The organism is Pantoea sp. X-Soil-OKNW-556 (assembly GCF_059730695.1).
The window spans coordinates 1,020,293-1,035,165 of record NZ_AP035990.1 but is presented as its reverse complement, the minus strand read 5'-3'; the positions used below and the strand labels follow the sequence as shown (position 1 = coordinate 1,035,165).

Here is a 14,873-nt window from a genome sequence, read left to right as displayed (position 1 = left end):
CGTAATAAAAGCGATAAAAATTCCTGCCCGACAGCAGGTCGCAGCGCTTTACAGTTGGCGCAATTTAACGCAATGTGAGCGCATTACAATTAATGAGATCCTAATATGACATCTGTCTCTGTTTCCCTGAATGAAATCCTGGCGCGGCGCGACTGGGAAAACCCGGTGATCACCAGCCTGAACCGACTGGATGCGCATCCCCCTTTTGCCAGCTGGCGTGACGAGCAAGCCGCCCGCGACAATCGGCCTTCGCCTTCCCGTCGCTGTCTGAACGGTCAATGGACATTCAGTTATTTCAGCCAGCCAGAAGCGGTGCCACAAAGCTGGCTGTTGCAGGATCTCCCGGATGCCGGCACCCTTCCCGTCCCCGCAAACTGGCAATTACACGGTTATGACGCCCCCATTTACACCAACGTGCAATATCCTATTCCGGTCAATCCGCCATTGGTTCCGGCGAATAACCCCACCGGATGTTACTCGCTCACATTTAATGTTGACGATACCTGGCTACAGCAGGGCCAGACGCGCATTATCTTTGATGGCGTAAACTCCGCCTTCTTTGTGTGGTGCAATGGCCACTGGATAGGATATTCGCAGGACAGTCGCTTACCGGCCGAATTCGATCTCAGTGCCGCGTTGCAAGCAGGCAGTAACCGGCTGGCCGTGATGGTGCTGCGCTGGTGCGATGGCAGCTACCTGGAAGATCAGGATATGTGGCGTATGAGCGGCATTTTTCGTGACGTCACTCTACTGCATAAACCCGAGACACAGTTGGCTGACGTGCAGATCGAAACGCAACTCAGCCCGGAATATATCCGTGCAGATTTGCGTGTCAGCGTAAAGATCCAGCATCTCAAGCCCTGTCGACTGCGTCTGAGCCTGTGGCAGGGGGAAACGCTGATCGGCGAACACCAACAAACGCCCGGCAGCGCCATCATTGACGAACGCGGCCACTATCCGGAACGCGCTTTGCTGGTTTTGCCCGTTAATCACCCCAGGTTATGGAGCGCCGAAACGCCGCATTTATACCGTGCGGTGGTTTCGCTGCTGGATGATCAAGGCAATCTGCTGGAAGCGGAAGCATACGATGTCGGTTTCCGTCGCGTGGCGATTGAAAATGGCCTGTTATGCCTGAATGGTCAGCCGTTGCTGATTCGCGGTGTTAACCGTCACGAACATCACCCGGAAAAGGGTCAGGTGGTGGATGAAGCCAGCATGCGTCGTGATATCGAGCTGATGAAGCGTCATAACTTCAATGCGGTGCGCTGCGCCCATTACCCTAATCACCCGCTGTGGTATCGCCTGTGCGATGAATATGGTTTGTACGTGGTCGATGAGGCCAATATCGAAACCCACGGCATGCAGCCGATGAATCGACTCTCTGATGATCCGCGCTGGTTTGCCGCTTACAGCGAACGCGTCACCCGCATGGTGCAGCGTGACCGTAATCACCCCTGCATCATTATCTGGTCGCTGGGCAATGAGTCCGGTCACGGCAGCATCCATGATGCGCTGTATCGCTGGGTAAAAAGCAGCGATCCAACACGCCCGGTGCAATATGAAGGCGGCGGAGCCAATACCGCCGCTACCGATATTGTTTGCCCGATGTATGCACGCGTCGATCAGGACCAGCCCTTCCCGGCTGTCCCCAAATGGTCACTGAAAAAGTGGATTGGCCTGCCCGGCGAAATCCGGCCGCTGATCCTGTGTGAATATGCCCACGCGATGGGTAACAGCTTTGGCGGCTTTGCCAAATACTGGCAGGCCTTCCACCAGTTTCCGCGTTTGCAGGGCGGCTTCGTCTGGGATTGGGTTGATCAAAGCCTGACGCGCTATGACGCGCAAGGCCAGCCGTGGCAGGCCTACGGCGGAGACTTTGGCGATACGCCGAATGATCGCCAGTTCTGTATGAATGGCCTGGTGTTTGCCGATCGCACCCCGCATCCGGCATTGTTCGAGGCCCAGCGTGCACAGCAGTTTTTCCAGTTCACGCCTGATGCGCAGAACCCGTACCGTTTTACCGTCAGCAGCGATTATCTGTTCCGCCACAGCGATAACGAAGTGCTGCGCTGGTCGATTGAGCAGGAGGGACAAGTCATTGTCCGTGGCGAACTGCCGCTCGATATCGCAGCATGCGCCAGCCAGACCTTTGATCTACCACCGGCAGAAGGATTGCAGGGGAATTGCTGGCTCAATCTGGCGGTGCACCAGCCACGCGCCACTTCCTGGTCAGAGGCGGATGCACGCGTCGCCTGGCATCAATGGTCCTTGCCTGCCGCCCTGCCGCTGGAGACGCAGACGAATCCTGAACCGGCCCCGCAGATCGAGTCCAATCATGATCTCATCGCCGTGTACCTGCCGCAGCAGCGCTGGCATTTTTCCCGCCGCAGTGGGGAGATGGTGCAGTGGTTGGTAAATGATGAGGAAACCTTGCTGACGCCGCTCGAAGATTGTTTTATCCGTGCGCCAATCGATAACGATATCGGCACAAGCGAAGCGGCTAATGTGGATCCCAATGCCTGGGTCGAACGCTGGAAACGCGCCGGTTATGATCAACTGGAGCCACAGCTGGTGGCGATGGAGATCGATAGTCTAAAGCACAGTGTATTGATCGAAACGCGGCATCAGTGGATTTTTGCCGGTCAGCTGATTTTTACCAGCCGCAAGCGTTATCAGATTCGCGGCAATGGCGAACTCACTATCGACGTGGACGTCGAACAGACGGCAGGCTTGCCGCCACCAGCACGTATCGGCTTACGCACACAACTGGCCCACGCCCCGCAGCAGGTCAGTTGGCTGGGACTCGGCCCGCATGAAAACTATCCGGATCGTCAACTGGCAGCGCAGTTCTCCCGCTGGCAGCAGCCGTTGAGTGCGATGCGCACCGAATACGTTTTTCCCGGAGAGAATGGTCTGCGCGGCGGGACACGCCAGCTCGATACCGGTAGTTGGCAGGTAAGCGGTGACTTTGCCTTCTCGCTCAGTCAGCACAGCCTGGAGCAGTTGCGCGACACCTCACATCGCCACCTGTTGCAGCCAGAAGCGGGTTGCTGGCTGCATCTCGATGGTTTCCATATGGGGGTCGGCGGTGATGACTCCTGGAGTCCAAGCGTCAGCCCGGAGTTTTTGCTTTCTCAGCAGCGCTGGCACTTCTCCCTGACGCTGCGTCAGTAGCCTTCTCCACCTCGTCACGCTGGTTCACCGGGTGCGCCAGCGTGGTTTTTGGGCGGCGATAGAAACGACGCAGCAACAAGACATTAATCAGCACCACCATCGCAGTGGCAAAGAACACCCAGCGATAGCCCGTTGCGGCGGAAACTGCGGCCCCCAGTAGCGGGCCAGCCACATTGCCCAAATACATAAACGACTGGTTATAACCAAAAATACGCCCGGTGATATTATCACTCGAATGGCGAACCAACAGCGTTTGCACCGCAGGCATCATCGCGCCATCGGCAAAGCCCAGCAGAAAACGCAGCACGCCCAGTTGCGTGGCGCTGGTGACAAATGACATGGCGGTGAGCAGCACCAGCGAGGTAATCATGGTGGCGATCAGAATGCGCTGAGTACCAATGCGGTCGCCGAGCTTGCCAAGGCGCGGTGCCGAGATGAGCGCCGAAATACCCGGCAGTGCGGCAATCACACCACTGAGAAACGCAATGTTCTCAGCAGAAGGGGCCAGTTCACGCACAAACAGAGTCAGAATCGGGTTCACCGAACCGTTGCACATCTGGATGACCATCGTGGTGATAAACAGGCACACCATCAAACGCGGATTTTCCAGGCTACGAAACACCTCGCGTCCACTCAGCTTGTCTTTTTTACCAATCGGGGTATAGCCGGTTTCTTTAATCAGGAAAAGTGTGACCAGAAAGCTGATCATCAATAATACCGAGGTGACGATAAACACCATGCGCAGACCGAGCCAGTCAGCCAGCAGACCGCCAATCATCGGCCCAAGGATCACCCCGCCTATCTGACCGGTTGCGACACTGCTCAGCGCCCAACCGCTGCGCTCACGCGGCACCTGCGCTGCCACCAGCGCCATCGCATTGGGAATATAACCCGAGGTCAACCCCATCAGGGCGCGCAACAGCAGCAATTGCCAGGCATGGGTGACAAATGCCTGCAACAGAATCACCGCGCCCATGCCGAACGAAGCGCGCAGCAGCATCAGCTTACGCCCTTTACGATCGGCGAGGCTGCCCCATAGCGGTGCCACCGCCGCAGAAATCACGAAAGTGATACTGAAGGTCAACCCTGACCACAAGCTCAGCGCATTATCCCCGCGCACCCCAAGATGTTCGATATACAACGGCAGAAACGGGATGATCTGGCTAATCGCCAACCCGGTAAAAAAACAGCCGAACCAGACCGAGATCAGATTGATTTTCCAGGGTTCTACGGAGCGTAACATGAGAGAGCACATCAAAATTGAAATGAGGGTTCAGTTTAACAATCCATTGACAGGGCCGGACGGCAAAACATGGCATAGGGATAAAAACGCAGTTTTCCGCTAGTCAGCTTACCTCTGTGCACAGCAAATATTACGCTGAGGGCGATTTACAGCGGGTTAATGTGCAAAAACAAACCCGAAAAAAAATTGCTAAATCGTCCATAGCTCAAATCGTGAAAAAATATTTCTGACGGTTACTGACAATTTTTGACGCCGCAACTATGTTTAAAAAACCACCAGCCGCCGCTGGTGGGGCGCTGCCCGTTCTGGGCAGTATGCAGACTTAACCCGAAATCTCCCCGCGGTTGCCTGTCCCAGGCAGCGGGCATCGTTGTCTCTGCGGAGGTCAGCCATGAGAGTGCATCCCAACAGCGCCAGTCGGGCGATTACCGATTATTTTAACAGTCCAGCCTGGCATGCGCCGCATGAGGGCGATCTGCTGGCGGCCATTATGCGCGAACTGATGGATGCGGGTCAGCCCGCGACCAGCAAGGCGGTGATCGCGCGAGTGATCGCGAAACTGGAGTTTGAGGGAGATGAGCAGCGCCTGCAAAGTTATCGCAACTTACTGGCCCAACTGCTGGAAGCGCGACCGCATGAATAAAACCCCATCGCGCCGCTACGGTTTCGTGCATTCAGATATAAAAAAATCCCGCCAGAGGCGGGAAAACAAGACGAGCATTGCATATTCGAGAGTGACGAGGAAATCTCCGTAATGCGCAGCTATCCTCGCCCGACGCTGTGACAGCGCGATGACAATGCGATGTCGGTTTGATGTTACCCGCAGTAGACCTTGTCAATCTTGCCGCTTTGATCAGCGGTAAAATTCAGGCGGCGCAGATTGAAGTCCATCGTCACCGCAGAATTCCACGGAATGGCGCGCACTGGCACGTCAAAACGTTGCTTCTGCAAGGCCGATAAAGGCTGGCCGATGTAATTCTGATACTGCGATGCGCCACACATATCGTTTTCCGCGTCCTGGGCCGTGCTCGCAGCGGTGTCAGGTTTACTCGCCGACTGGCAGGCAGTCAGGGTCAGGAACCCCATCACCAGCAGCGCTTTTCCATAATGTTTCACGTTTTTCTCCTCCTGGATAATCAGACAACCGGTTGCCCGAGAGTAGCCAAGCGTGCCTGTGAAACATAAAAATTACCATCAGACGTATCGCAGAAAAACCGCATCCCGAGGCGATCGCGATCGCACTTTTTCGGATTAATCACACAATCTGCCCAATATTTCAGCAACCATTGAGTAAAATTACCTAAGATTTATCTGAGGTGATGATTATGGAACTCGCAATTTTTATTGGTTTTGCAATTTTGATGACCTGTTTGGCCATTAAAGTGCGTTAAACATCTTGTTGATTCAGTAGCGCTCTGAACGCCGCCAGCGGCATCGGTCGCCCAAGAAAGTAGCCCTGCCCTTCTTCGCAAGACAACACTTTCAATTCGTTCAGTTGCGCTTCGGTTTCAATCCCTTCGGCTGTGATGGTCAGCGCAAACGCGCGCGCCAACCCGACAATCCCCGCGACCACCGATTGCGCCTGCGGCGACTCAGGAAACTCCTTCATCCACGAGCGATCAATCTTCAGGCCGTTAAACGGGAACGTTTTCAAATAACCCAGCGCCGCATAGCCGGTACCAAAATCATCCACCGTTAACCGTACCCCCAGAGCGCGCAGTCCCTGCATGATTTCCAGGGCGCGATCCGGGTGCTCAAAAGTGATGTTTTCGGTGATTTCCAGCTCCAGCCGGGTCGCCGGTAAACCGCTGGCCTCCAGCGCACGAGCGACGCGCTGCACCAAATCGCTGCCACGAAACTCCACCGGCGAGATATTAACGGAAACGTACCGTTGATCCCCCCAGTCGCGTGCATCAGTACAGGCGCGCATCAGCACCCAATCACTGATGGCATTGATCAAACCATTCTCTTCGGCGAGGGGAATAAAACGGTCAGGGGAGATCCATTTGTCCTCAGCCACCTGCCAGCGAATCAAGGCTTCAGCACCGGCCAACTGACCATTTTGCAACTGATAACGTGGTTGATAATGCAGGCTGAAGGCCTCACTGCCGAGCGCGACTTCAATCGCCTGTACCATTTCACGCTTCGATTGCAAATGACTCGCCATCTCATTGGAGTACCACACCCATTGATTACGCCCGGCAGCGCGTGCCTGCCCCAGCGCAATATCCGCCAGGCGTAGCAACGCCTCTGGATGGCTGGCATCCTGCGGCGCACAGACGATCCCCATGCTGGCCGTCAGGCTGAGCTGGTGTGAACCACTCAGCACCGGCTGGTGGATCGCACGTTGCAGCGCACGGCAACGATACTCAACCCCGGCGCGAGATGCCTCACGCATCACCAAAATAAACTCGTCGCCTCCCAGGCGCGCCGCCAGTTCATGCGCGCCCATCAGACTTTGCAACCGTTGGGAAATCTGGTTCAGGACCGCATCCCCTACCGTATGTCCCCAGGTGTCGTTGATGGGCTTGAACTGATCAAGATCGAGACTGATAACAATCAACGGGTCATCATCCGTCGCCTGGTTGAGATGTGAGGTAAGAAACTCCTGCAACTGCATGCGATTTGCCAGACCAGTCAGCATGTCGTGACGTGACAGAAACTGAATACGCGCCTGTGCGTCCACTTCATAGGTGATATCCGACACGGTGCCACGGAAGCCGGACCGCAAGCCGTTGCGACGAATGGTTTTTGCCATCAGTTGCCCAATGCGCCGTTCACCGGTTGCCGACATAAACTGACAACGCAACGGCACGCGAGGGACATCTTCCCCCTGGCGCATCAACCAGGTCACCAGTGAATGGCTGGGATGACTGAGCAGATGATCAAGATGACGGCCAAGCCAGCGTTTCACCTCATGCCCGGTGACCTCGGTAAACCGCGCGGAAAGGTAGCATAAACGCCCCTGGTCATCCGTTTCCCAGATCCAGTCGGATGCCGCTTCAGCCAGATCGCGAAAACGCTCCTCACTGTCGGCCAGTTCGCGCTGGCTGATGGTGAGCATTTCAAAACGGCGATCGGACAGGACCGCGTTATATAACGCATGACGCACCACCCGACGGGTCACCAGCGCAATGGTCAGCGCCATCAACACCAACAGCGGCAGCAGTAACCAAATCAACCCCATGCCTGGGGACTTGGCCTGCCAGCGAATCACCACCGGTTCCCCCCCCACAGTCGTCTCCACCAACCGGGGCTCATCCTGCGCATCATCACTGCTGGTGGGGGCATGTGGATTGATGACATCCATCGCTTTGCCCATCGCCTGAAGTTTCGCCGGGGTAAAAATATTCACAAATACCAGCACCGATGGCGGGCCGGGGAGAGTGGGTAAATTGGGGACTTTACCTGGAGTAATCGGAGCAGAGACGACCAAAGCGGGCTGGCCAAATATCTGCACGTTACGGGCAATTGCTTCGTGCCCTAATTTGCGCGTTACCGTCAACAGCGTGGCGGTTTGTGCGCCCAGCCAGCTTTCCAGCGGAGTGTCTACCATCTCACCATTGATGATCGCGTAACGCGTCTGACCCGCGCCATCAACCACAAACACCCCTTCGTAGTGGTACTCCTTGTACAGGTTCGCGCCAAGGTTCTCTTCATCAAACGCCCAGACCTTGTTGAGCTGAAGATGCAGGTTTTTATAGCCCTCCCCCCAGAAGGCGTAATCGCGCACATCGATCAACATCTCCTGCTGACGGGCATGCCACGCCTGACGTAGCAGCATCTCGTCATGTTCGATGGAAACATTATTTTGATGATGGGCAATCGCCATCACCATCACCATTGAGAGCACCAGCACACCAAACAGCAATGCGGTGAGCGTACGCAGGCTACGCCGTGTCACGCGTACCGTAAGTGCTTCCCTGTTGGCCCTGGCAAACCAGTGAGACTCAGAATTCATGCGCAATGCTCGCGAAAAAAACAGACTGCAAAAAAGAGGATGCAGGTCGCATTCATCACGCAACTGTACCCTGTAATGATTTTTTCGATTATCGGCGCGGCGCGCGCCAGATTTAGCCCAATGGCAGAATATTTGAGCAGCAGAAATCTCCCCACCGCGCCCTCGACAGCGATCATCGCCATTGCTACTATGCGATTTCCTCTGCTCGCTGAGTCGCCTATGGACACCCAATCCGACAAAGTCACGTTGACGCTGTTTTACGTTGGCAGCTTTGTGGTTTATTACCTCGTTACCATGCTGATTACGCTGTTTCCTAACTACGGCGTGCTGCGTAATGACGGTTTGCTGGTGCCGGTACTTTGTCTGTTCGAATTTGCGGTGATCTATCCGCTGTACCGCTTCTATTGCCAGCGTCGTAATGACATCCCGCTCGGCTATCTCCGTCCCGGTCAGACCCTATTGTTTATTGGCGCGTTATTCATTTTGATGGCGGCACAAACGCAGTTTATGCAACCGGAAGGATGGCTGGTGGCGCAAACGCAGCAGGGGCGCAGCTCGATGCTGATCCTGTTGCTGACGGCGGTGTTGCTGGCTCCGGTATTTGAAGAGGTGTTGTTTCGCGGTTTTCTGTTGCAGGGGTTCCTGCTGTGGGCACCGAAAAGCCGCTTTGCCTGCATGTTGCTGACCTCGTTGCTGTTCGCCGCCATGCATACCCAATACGTGCATTGGGAAACCATTGTGGCACTGACACTGTTCTCACTGCTGCTGTGCTATGCACGCCTGCGCAGCAACAGCCTGGCACTGCCGGTGTTCCTGCACACGCTAAATAACCTGATCGCGATTCTGCCGGTCTGGTATTACGCCGGGTAGACGCGCGATAAATCGCGCCGCTACAGGGCGACTCCCATTCCGTAGCGGCGCGATTTATCGCGCGGACTTTTCGGGTATCGCGCCGTTACTCTTTTTCCGCTTCGAAGTGGTTTTTAAACTGTTCGTAGATGGAAATCATATTCGAGGCGTCGCCGTGCAGCGGGCTAAGTTTTCCGGCGCGCACCAGTTCAATCACCAGTTGCAGAGCGGCTTGTTTCGGGCTGCTGGCCGGATGGGCAATTTCAATCGACATGTGTTACTCACTTCTCATTTTTCCAGGGCCGCACAGTTTAGCTCAGAATGCGCTGATGTTGTGCACCGGCCCAGGTATAATCCGGTCGTTAGGGCAAAAAAAGCCGCTCAGGGTGATAACCCGCTCCCGTTTCGTTTGGCTATACTGGATCGTTAAAAGGGAACAAACAGCCACACTTTCCGTGCCAGAGAAAATGTGTATCAGGAGCCAAACCATGCTGATTGGTTTTGTATTGTTAGTGAGCGCGTGTGGACATGATGCCTGTGACGCGTTGCCAGTGTCGGAATACATTTATCCGACCAAAGTGGCCTGTGAGCAGATGGCGGCACGCATTCATAAAGTGCGCCCTAACGTGGTCCTGATTTGCGGCGAGGTACACCGTTAATTTGCTACCAGCAAGGCAATCAGGTGCAGATAAATTACGCCACTGGCGTTGCAAGTGCCGGGTTTAGCGTTCAAAATATAAGCAGATTTACACTATTACTGTTGTGACTCCCATGAAAACAACTCGCCCCCGCCGTCCTAACGGACGCTGGGTTTATTACATTTTGTATGATGGCATTCTCTGGCCGTGCCCGGTGCGCTGGGAGTGGGAGAGCGGCTATGGAGGCTGGCTGCCGTTTTATTACTCGCCGACCTTTGAATTTGTGGTGGGGGACCCGCGCAAAGCCTATCGTATCGCCCGCAGTAACATCCGTACGGCGCGCCCTGACAACGAATACGCCTGAGAATCTTAGCCCAGTTGCCAGGGTAGCCAACTGGCGGTCAGCAGGTAATGCACCAGCTCCAGGGCCAGAATCACCATCACCAGCACACCCAGCTTATGTCGGCTGATCCAATCCTTTAAGCCCATATCATCGCCGCCCAGCGAATCAATAGCAGCGCACCGCAAATACACAGCAACACCAAAACCATTTTCCAGTGTTTTTTCGCAGCCAGATATTTTGCCAAGTCTCCTCCCGATCAGCAGAAAGCAACGATGCGCCCGTAAGCGCATCATCGATTCTAGCTCTGGTCTGCCATTGAGGCGATCAATTATTCAGCGTGTAGTCGAGGGTGATCTCGGCATTCAATACCTGGGAAACCGGGCAACCGGCTTTCGCCTGCTGAATAATCTCATCAAATCTCGCGTTATCAATGCCTGGCAACGTCACGCTGCTGGTCAGCGCGATTTTTGTGATGGCAAATCCCTCGCCTTTTTTGTCCAGCGACACATCCGCAGTGGTATCAATGCTTTCCGGCGGATGTCCCGCCTGACCCAGCATCAACGACAGCGCCATGGAAAAACAGGCGGCGTGCGCAGCACCAATCAACTCTTCCGGATTGGTCCCCTTTGCGCCTTCGAAGCGCGTATTGAAGCCATAAGGCTGATTGCTCAGTACGCCGCTCTCGGTGCTTACGGTGCCTTTCCCTTTGATGTCACCTTCCCAATGGGCAGATCCTTTCTTGTGAATGGTCATGTCATTCCTCCGGTTAGTCAGACAGGGAGTAAGTATAGCCAACCCCCTTCACTCTGACGGATCAACTCACCGCACGCGGACGCGCCGGGGCCAACCCCGCCTCGGACAACAACGCATTGGCCTGCACCAGCGAATCTCGCGTGATATCGGCGATAGTTTTCGCTCCGGTCAGCGTCATCGCCACCTTCATCTCTTTCTCGATAAGATTTAGCAGGTTTTCCACCCCACGTTGACCGTGGGTGGCGAGGGCATAAAGGAAGGCACGTCCAAGCAGCACGCTGTCGGCACCCAGGGCGATCATGCGCACCACATCCAGACCGTTACGAATGCCGCTGTCGGCCAGAATGGTGATATCGCCCTTCACCGCGTCGGCAATAGCCGGTAACGCACGCGCCGATGACAGCACACCATCCAACTGACGCCCACCGTGATTCGATACCACGATCCCGTCAGCCCCAAAGCGCACCGCATCGCGGGCATCTTCCGGATCGAGGATGCCCTTGATCACCATCGGACCATCCCAGAATTCGCGGATCCACTCCAGATCCTGCCATGAGATCGACGGATCAAAGTTGTTCGCCAGCCAGCCAATATAATCTTCCAGCCCGGTGGGTTTACCGAGATAAGTGGAGATATTACCGAGATCGTGCGGGCGACCATGCAGGCCCACATCCCATGCCCATTGCGGATGGGTCGCCGCCTGCCAGTAACGACGCAGCGCAGCATGCGGGCCGCTCATACCGGAATGCGCATCGCGGTAGCGCGCGCCCGGTGTCGGCATATCCACGGTGAACACCAGCGTTGAGCACCCCGCCGCTTTGGCGCGCTCCAGGGCGTTACGCATAAACCCGCGATCGCGCAGCACATACAACTGGAACCACATCGGGCGGTTAATCGTCGGCGCCACCTCTTCAATCGGGCACACCGACACCGTCGACAGGGTAAAGGGGATACCTTTCAGCGCCGCAGCACGCGCCGCCTGTACCTCGCCGCGCCGCGCGTACATGCCGCACAGACCAACCGGTGCCAGCGCCACCGGCATCGATAAGGTTTCATTAAACAATTTGGTCTCAAGGCTGAGATCGGACATGTTTTTCAGCACGCGCTGACGCAACGCCACATCAGCAAGATCCGCCACGTTGCGCTGCAACGTATGCTCCGCATAAGCTCCCCCGTCAATGTAATGAAACAGGAATGGCGGCAGAATACGTTGCGCCGCGGCGCGGTAGTCACTTGCAGCAGAAATGATCATCAGGGTTTTTCCTTGCGTTTATCCAGGTCATGGCCCGGCAGGCGGGTAATGCGCGCCTGTCGCGCTTCATCTTCATGCAGGGTTTTTAGCGTGGTGTGCACAAACCCGAGGTGGTCCATTGCCGCCAGGCGTGCGGCTTCGGCATCGCCCGCCAGAATGGCGTTCAGCAGCGCCTGATGCTGTTCAGTCAGGCGGTCAAAAATCACCGGTTGGGTGTACATGCGCTGACGGCTTTGCATCACCGAGGATTGCAGCAGATCGAAGAAACCTCGCATGGTCTGCAACAACACCACGTTGTGCGAGGCTTCGGCGATGGCGAGATGGAAGCGCACATCCGCCTGAGCCGCCAGGTCGGGGTCGTCGCTCTCTTTCAGTTTCAGCGTGGCGTCAAAGGCGTATTGCAGCTTCTCTTTATCTGCCTCGGTGGCGCGTAACGCAGCGTGCCAGGCGGTGCTGGCTTCGATGGCGTGGCGCGCTTCGAGGATGTCATAGCGATAATCCGGGTCGGCGGCCAGTAACTGACGAATCGGTTCGACGATACGTTGCTCTGACCACGGCTCCTGCGGCTGACGCAGCCAGGTGCCGCCGCCCCGCCGGCTGATTAACACGCCGCTGCTGATAAGTTGCTGAATCGCCTCGCGCAACGACGATCGTGAGACGCCGAATTCCGCCGCCAGCCGCCGCTCCGCCGGTAAACGCATACCGGGTTGCAACTGATGCTCATCAATCCAGGCGCGCAGCCGCGCCCGCAACGTATCCGCTAAGCGCGGCGTGTTTTCAGTCATGGAATCATCCAGGTTAGGACATACGCCTGAAGCGTGGTGATCACGCCGACCATACAGGTAAAAATCAGGCTATGTTTGACGGTAAAACGGAACAGATCCGACTCTTTGCCCACCAGGCCCACGGCCGCACAGGCAATGGCGATCGACTGGGGTGAAATCATCTTACCCGTTACGCCACCGGTGGTGTTGGCCGCCACCAGCAGCACATCCGAAACGCCAATCTGCTGCGCGGTGGTGGCCTGGAGTGCCGCAAACAACGCATTGGAGGAGGTATCCGAGCCGGTGAGGAACACGCCCAGCCAACCGAGGAACGGTGAGAAAAAGGTGAATGCATCGCCGGTATGGGCCAGCGCCAGGGCTAAAGTGGCGGAAAGACCGGAATAGTTGGAGATGAAGGCAAAGGCCAGCACCATACCAATCGAGTAAATCGGCAGCGCCAGTTCTTTCAGGGTTTCGCCGAAGGTCTCAATCGCCGCTTTTGGCTTCATACGTAACCACAGTACCGACAGCACCGCCGCCACCAGAATCGCGGTGCCGGTCGCTGACACCACATCAAACTTGAACAGCGCCGGGTAAGGCGTGGCATTTGCCACCACCGGCGGCATACGTGCCACCAGCTCGTGCAGCAGCGGCACCGGCACGGTAAACACCCAGTCATACAGCGCCCCGCCTTTGGCGAACAACGCTTTGAACGGCGGAATGCTCCACAGCGTCACGGTTGCCGTGAGGAACAGGAACGGCATCCAGGCACGGATCACCTGAGCGGCGCTATAGCGCTGGCGCGACAGATCCTGATCCACTATGGAAGCGCCCATGTCGTTAAAACGGAAAATACGGACCGGCTTCCAGCGGCGCAGGAACAAGGTCAGGCAGATCAGGGAAGCCAGTGACGAAATGATGTCCGGCAATTCCGGGCCAAGGAAGTTAGAACTGAGGAACTGCGCAATGGCAAACGATCCCCCCGCCACCATCACCGCAGGCCAGGTTTCTTTCACTCCACGCCAGCCATCCATGATCGCCATGATCCAGAACAGCACGATGATGGTCAGGAATGGCAACTGACGTCCGGCCATCTGTCCGATATGAAAACTGTCCAGCCCGGTCACCTGCCCGGCAACGATAATTGGAATCCCCATCGCGCCAAATGCCACCGGCGCGGTATTGACGATCAAGCACAGCCCGGCAGCATATAACGGATTGAAGCCCAACCCCACCAACAAGGCTGCGGTGATCGCCACCGGTGCGCCAAAACCCGCCGCCCCTTCGAGGAAAGCGCCAAAAGAGAAGCCGACAATCAGCATCTGCAAACGCTGGTCAGGGGTGATCGACAGGATCGAGGCACGAATGATATCGAACTGGCCGGTTTTAACCGAGATTTTGTAGACAAAGACCGCAGCGACAATGATCCAGGCAATTGGCCACAAACCATAAAGAAACCCATACGCCACCGAGGCCAGCGCCTGTCCCACCGGCATGCCGTACAACAGCAGCGCCACCAGTAGCGCTATCACCACCGTTGCCGTGCCCGCCTGATAGCCCTTCAGCTTGAGCTTAATCAGTGCGAAGAAAAAGAACACAATCGGGATCACCGCCACCAGGCTGGAGAGCCAGATATTATTGAGAGGATCGTAATTTTGTTGCCAGACCTGCATAGCGTGATCTCCAGAGGTCATCAGAAGCCTGCGTGACGGTTACGTGACGGTTACGCCACGCGTTACTGCCCGTGTTTATCACTGAATTGGTCGGACCAAAAATCAGTTTCCCGGACTTTCTGGCTCCAGATAGTTAACGCATTGTTAATCTAAAGCAACGGAACTGGCGTGATTTTTCGTGTTATGTGACCTCCCGGAAACATTTTTGCTACATTGGTAGGAC

General features: G+C 56.0%; 14 protein-coding genes. 5 read left to right on the top strand and 9 right to left on the bottom strand.

The window, feature by feature from the left end; translation table 11 throughout:
- Positions 1-105: 105 nt before the first annotated feature.
- Positions 106-3,174 (top strand): beta-galactosidase, encoded by a 3,069-nt coding sequence (locus AC6I8T_RS04605; RefSeq protein ID WP_208724929.1) that lies wholly within the window; start codon positions 106-108, stop codon positions 3,172-3,174.
- Here the strand turns inward: AC6I8T_RS04605 and AC6I8T_RS04600 are convergent.
- A complete protein-coding gene (locus AC6I8T_RS04600; RefSeq protein ID WP_208724928.1) occupies positions 3,113-4,417 on the bottom strand; it encodes a multidrug efflux MFS transporter in 1,305 nt (434 codons plus the stop codon). The two genes, AC6I8T_RS04605 and AC6I8T_RS04600, sit on opposite strands and share 62 nt — an antisense overlap.
- Positions 4,418-4,808: 391 nt before the next feature.
- Between AC6I8T_RS04600 and AC6I8T_RS04595 the strand changes: the two genes are divergently transcribed.
- Positions 4,809-5,060: a biofilm development regulator YmgB/AriR family protein gene (locus AC6I8T_RS04595; RefSeq protein WP_021185904.1), complete on the top strand. Its 252-nt coding sequence runs from the start codon at positions 4,809-4,811 to the stop codon at positions 5,058-5,060.
- Positions 5,061-5,233: 173 nt separating this feature from the next.
- Here the strand turns inward: AC6I8T_RS04595 and AC6I8T_RS04590 are convergent, their stop codons facing one another.
- Both AC6I8T_RS04590 and AC6I8T_RS04585 read right to left on the bottom strand, forming a co-directional pair.
- Positions 5,234-5,533, bottom strand: a complete 300-nt coding sequence (locus AC6I8T_RS04590; RefSeq protein WP_021185905.1) for an I78 family peptidase inhibitor — start codon at positions 5,531-5,533, stop codon at positions 5,234-5,236.
- Positions 5,534-5,804: 271 nt separating this feature from the next.
- Positions 5,805-8,378 (bottom strand): bifunctional diguanylate cyclase/phosphodiesterase, encoded by a 2,574-nt coding sequence (locus AC6I8T_RS04585; protein ID WP_208724927.1) that lies wholly within the window; start codon positions 8,376-8,378, stop codon positions 5,805-5,807.
- 219 nt (positions 8,379-8,597) lie between these two features.
- Between AC6I8T_RS04585 and AC6I8T_RS04580 the strand changes: the two genes are divergently transcribed.
- Positions 8,598-9,248 carry a CPBP family intramembrane glutamic endopeptidase gene (locus tag AC6I8T_RS04580; protein WP_021185908.1) on the top strand — a complete coding sequence of 217 codons (651 nt, stop codon included), beginning with the start codon at positions 8,598-8,600 and terminating at the stop codon, positions 9,246-9,248.
- An 85-nt stretch (positions 9,249-9,333) separates the two neighbouring features.
- Here AC6I8T_RS04580 and AC6I8T_RS04575 read toward each other — a convergent pair whose 3' ends face one another.
- Entirely contained in the window at positions 9,334-9,501 is a 168-nt protein-coding gene (locus AC6I8T_RS04575; RefSeq protein WP_013508057.1) for a hypothetical protein, read from the bottom strand.
- A gap of 214 nt (positions 9,502-9,715) precedes the next feature.
- On the opposite strand from AC6I8T_RS04575, the gene AC6I8T_RS04570 reads away from it, so the two are divergent.
- Together AC6I8T_RS04570 and AC6I8T_RS04565 are read left to right on the top strand one after the other, a co-directional pair.
- Positions 9,716-9,886, top strand: coding sequence for a hypothetical protein (locus tag AC6I8T_RS04570; RefSeq protein WP_021185909.1), 171 nt, complete (start codon positions 9,716-9,718; stop codon positions 9,884-9,886).
- Positions 9,887-9,998: 112 nt separating this feature from the next.
- Complete coding sequence (locus AC6I8T_RS04565) at positions 9,999-10,229, top strand: hypothetical protein (RefSeq protein WP_036627577.1); 231 nt, start codon at positions 9,999-10,001, stop codon at positions 10,227-10,229.
- Between the two features lie 115 nt (positions 10,230-10,344).
- On the opposite strand, the gene yniD is transcribed toward AC6I8T_RS04565, so the two are convergent.
- The 5 genes from yniD to lldP form a co-directional block, all read right to left on the bottom strand.
- Positions 10,345-10,452 (bottom strand): small membrane protein YniD, encoded by a 108-nt coding sequence (gene yniD, locus AC6I8T_RS04560; RefSeq protein ID WP_223300457.1) that lies wholly within the window; start codon positions 10,450-10,452, stop codon positions 10,345-10,347.
- Between the two features lie 80 nt (positions 10,453-10,532).
- Positions 10,533-10,961, bottom strand: coding sequence for an OsmC family protein (locus tag AC6I8T_RS04555; RefSeq protein WP_021185912.1), 429 nt, complete (start codon positions 10,959-10,961; stop codon positions 10,533-10,535).
- A 61-nt stretch (positions 10,962-11,022) separates the two neighbouring features.
- Positions 11,023-12,213, bottom strand: a complete 1,191-nt coding sequence (gene lldD, locus AC6I8T_RS04550; protein ID WP_021185913.1) for an FMN-dependent L-lactate dehydrogenase LldD — start codon at positions 12,211-12,213, stop codon at positions 11,023-11,025.
- A complete protein-coding gene (gene lldR, locus AC6I8T_RS04545; protein WP_208724925.1) occupies positions 12,213-12,998 on the bottom strand; it encodes a transcriptional regulator LldR in 786 nt (261 codons plus the stop codon). Before lldR ends, lldD begins: the two co-directional genes overlap by 1 nt.
- The gene (gene lldP, locus AC6I8T_RS04540; RefSeq protein ID WP_021185914.1) at positions 12,995-14,650 is read right to left on the bottom strand and encodes an L-lactate permease; all 1,656 of its coding nucleotides are present in this window, start codon (positions 14,648-14,650) and stop codon (positions 12,995-12,997) included. Before lldP ends, lldR begins: the two co-directional genes overlap by 4 nt.
- Positions 14,651-14,873 lie beyond the last annotated feature (223 nt).

What these genes read in the sequence shown, in the direction of transcription:
- AC6I8T_RS04605 (WP_208724929.1), top strand. Translation starts at nt 106, where the DNA reads ATGACATCTGTCTCTGTTTCCCTGAATGAAATCCTGGCGCGGCGCGAC.
- AC6I8T_RS04600 (WP_208724928.1), bottom strand. Translation starts at nt 4,417, where the DNA reads ATGTTACGCTCCGTAGAACCCTGGAAAATCAATCTGATCTCGGTCTGG.
- AC6I8T_RS04595 (WP_021185904.1), top strand. Translation starts at nt 4,809, where the DNA reads ATGAGAGTGCATCCCAACAGCGCCAGTCGGGCGATTACCGATTATTTT.
- AC6I8T_RS04585 (WP_208724927.1), bottom strand. Translation starts at nt 8,378, where the DNA reads ATGAATTCTGAGTCTCACTGGTTTGCCAGGGCCAACAGGGAAGCACTT.
- AC6I8T_RS04580 (WP_021185908.1), top strand. Translation starts at nt 8,598, where the DNA reads ATGGACACCCAATCCGACAAAGTCACGTTGACGCTGTTTTACGTTGGC.
- AC6I8T_RS04575 (WP_013508057.1), bottom strand. Translation starts at nt 9,501, where the DNA reads ATGTCGATTGAAATTGCCCATCCGGCCAGCAGCCCGAAACAAGCCGCT.
- AC6I8T_RS04570 (WP_021185909.1), top strand. Translation starts at nt 9,716, where the DNA reads ATGCTGATTGGTTTTGTATTGTTAGTGAGCGCGTGTGGACATGATGCC.
- AC6I8T_RS04565 (WP_036627577.1), top strand. Translation starts at nt 9,999, where the DNA reads ATGAAAACAACTCGCCCCCGCCGTCCTAACGGACGCTGGGTTTATTAC.
- AC6I8T_RS04555 (WP_021185912.1), bottom strand. Translation starts at nt 10,961, where the DNA reads ATGACCATTCACAAGAAAGGATCTGCCCATTGGGAAGGTGACATCAAA.
- lldD (WP_021185913.1), bottom strand. Translation starts at nt 12,213, where the DNA reads ATGATCATTTCTGCTGCAAGTGACTACCGCGCCGCGGCGCAACGTATT.
- lldR (WP_208724925.1), bottom strand. Translation starts at nt 12,998, where the DNA reads ATGACTGAAAACACGCCGCGCTTAGCGGATACGTTGCGGGCGCGGCTG.
- lldP (WP_021185914.1), bottom strand. Translation starts at nt 14,650, where the DNA reads ATGCAGGTCTGGCAACAAAATTACGATCCTCTCAATAATATCTGGCTC.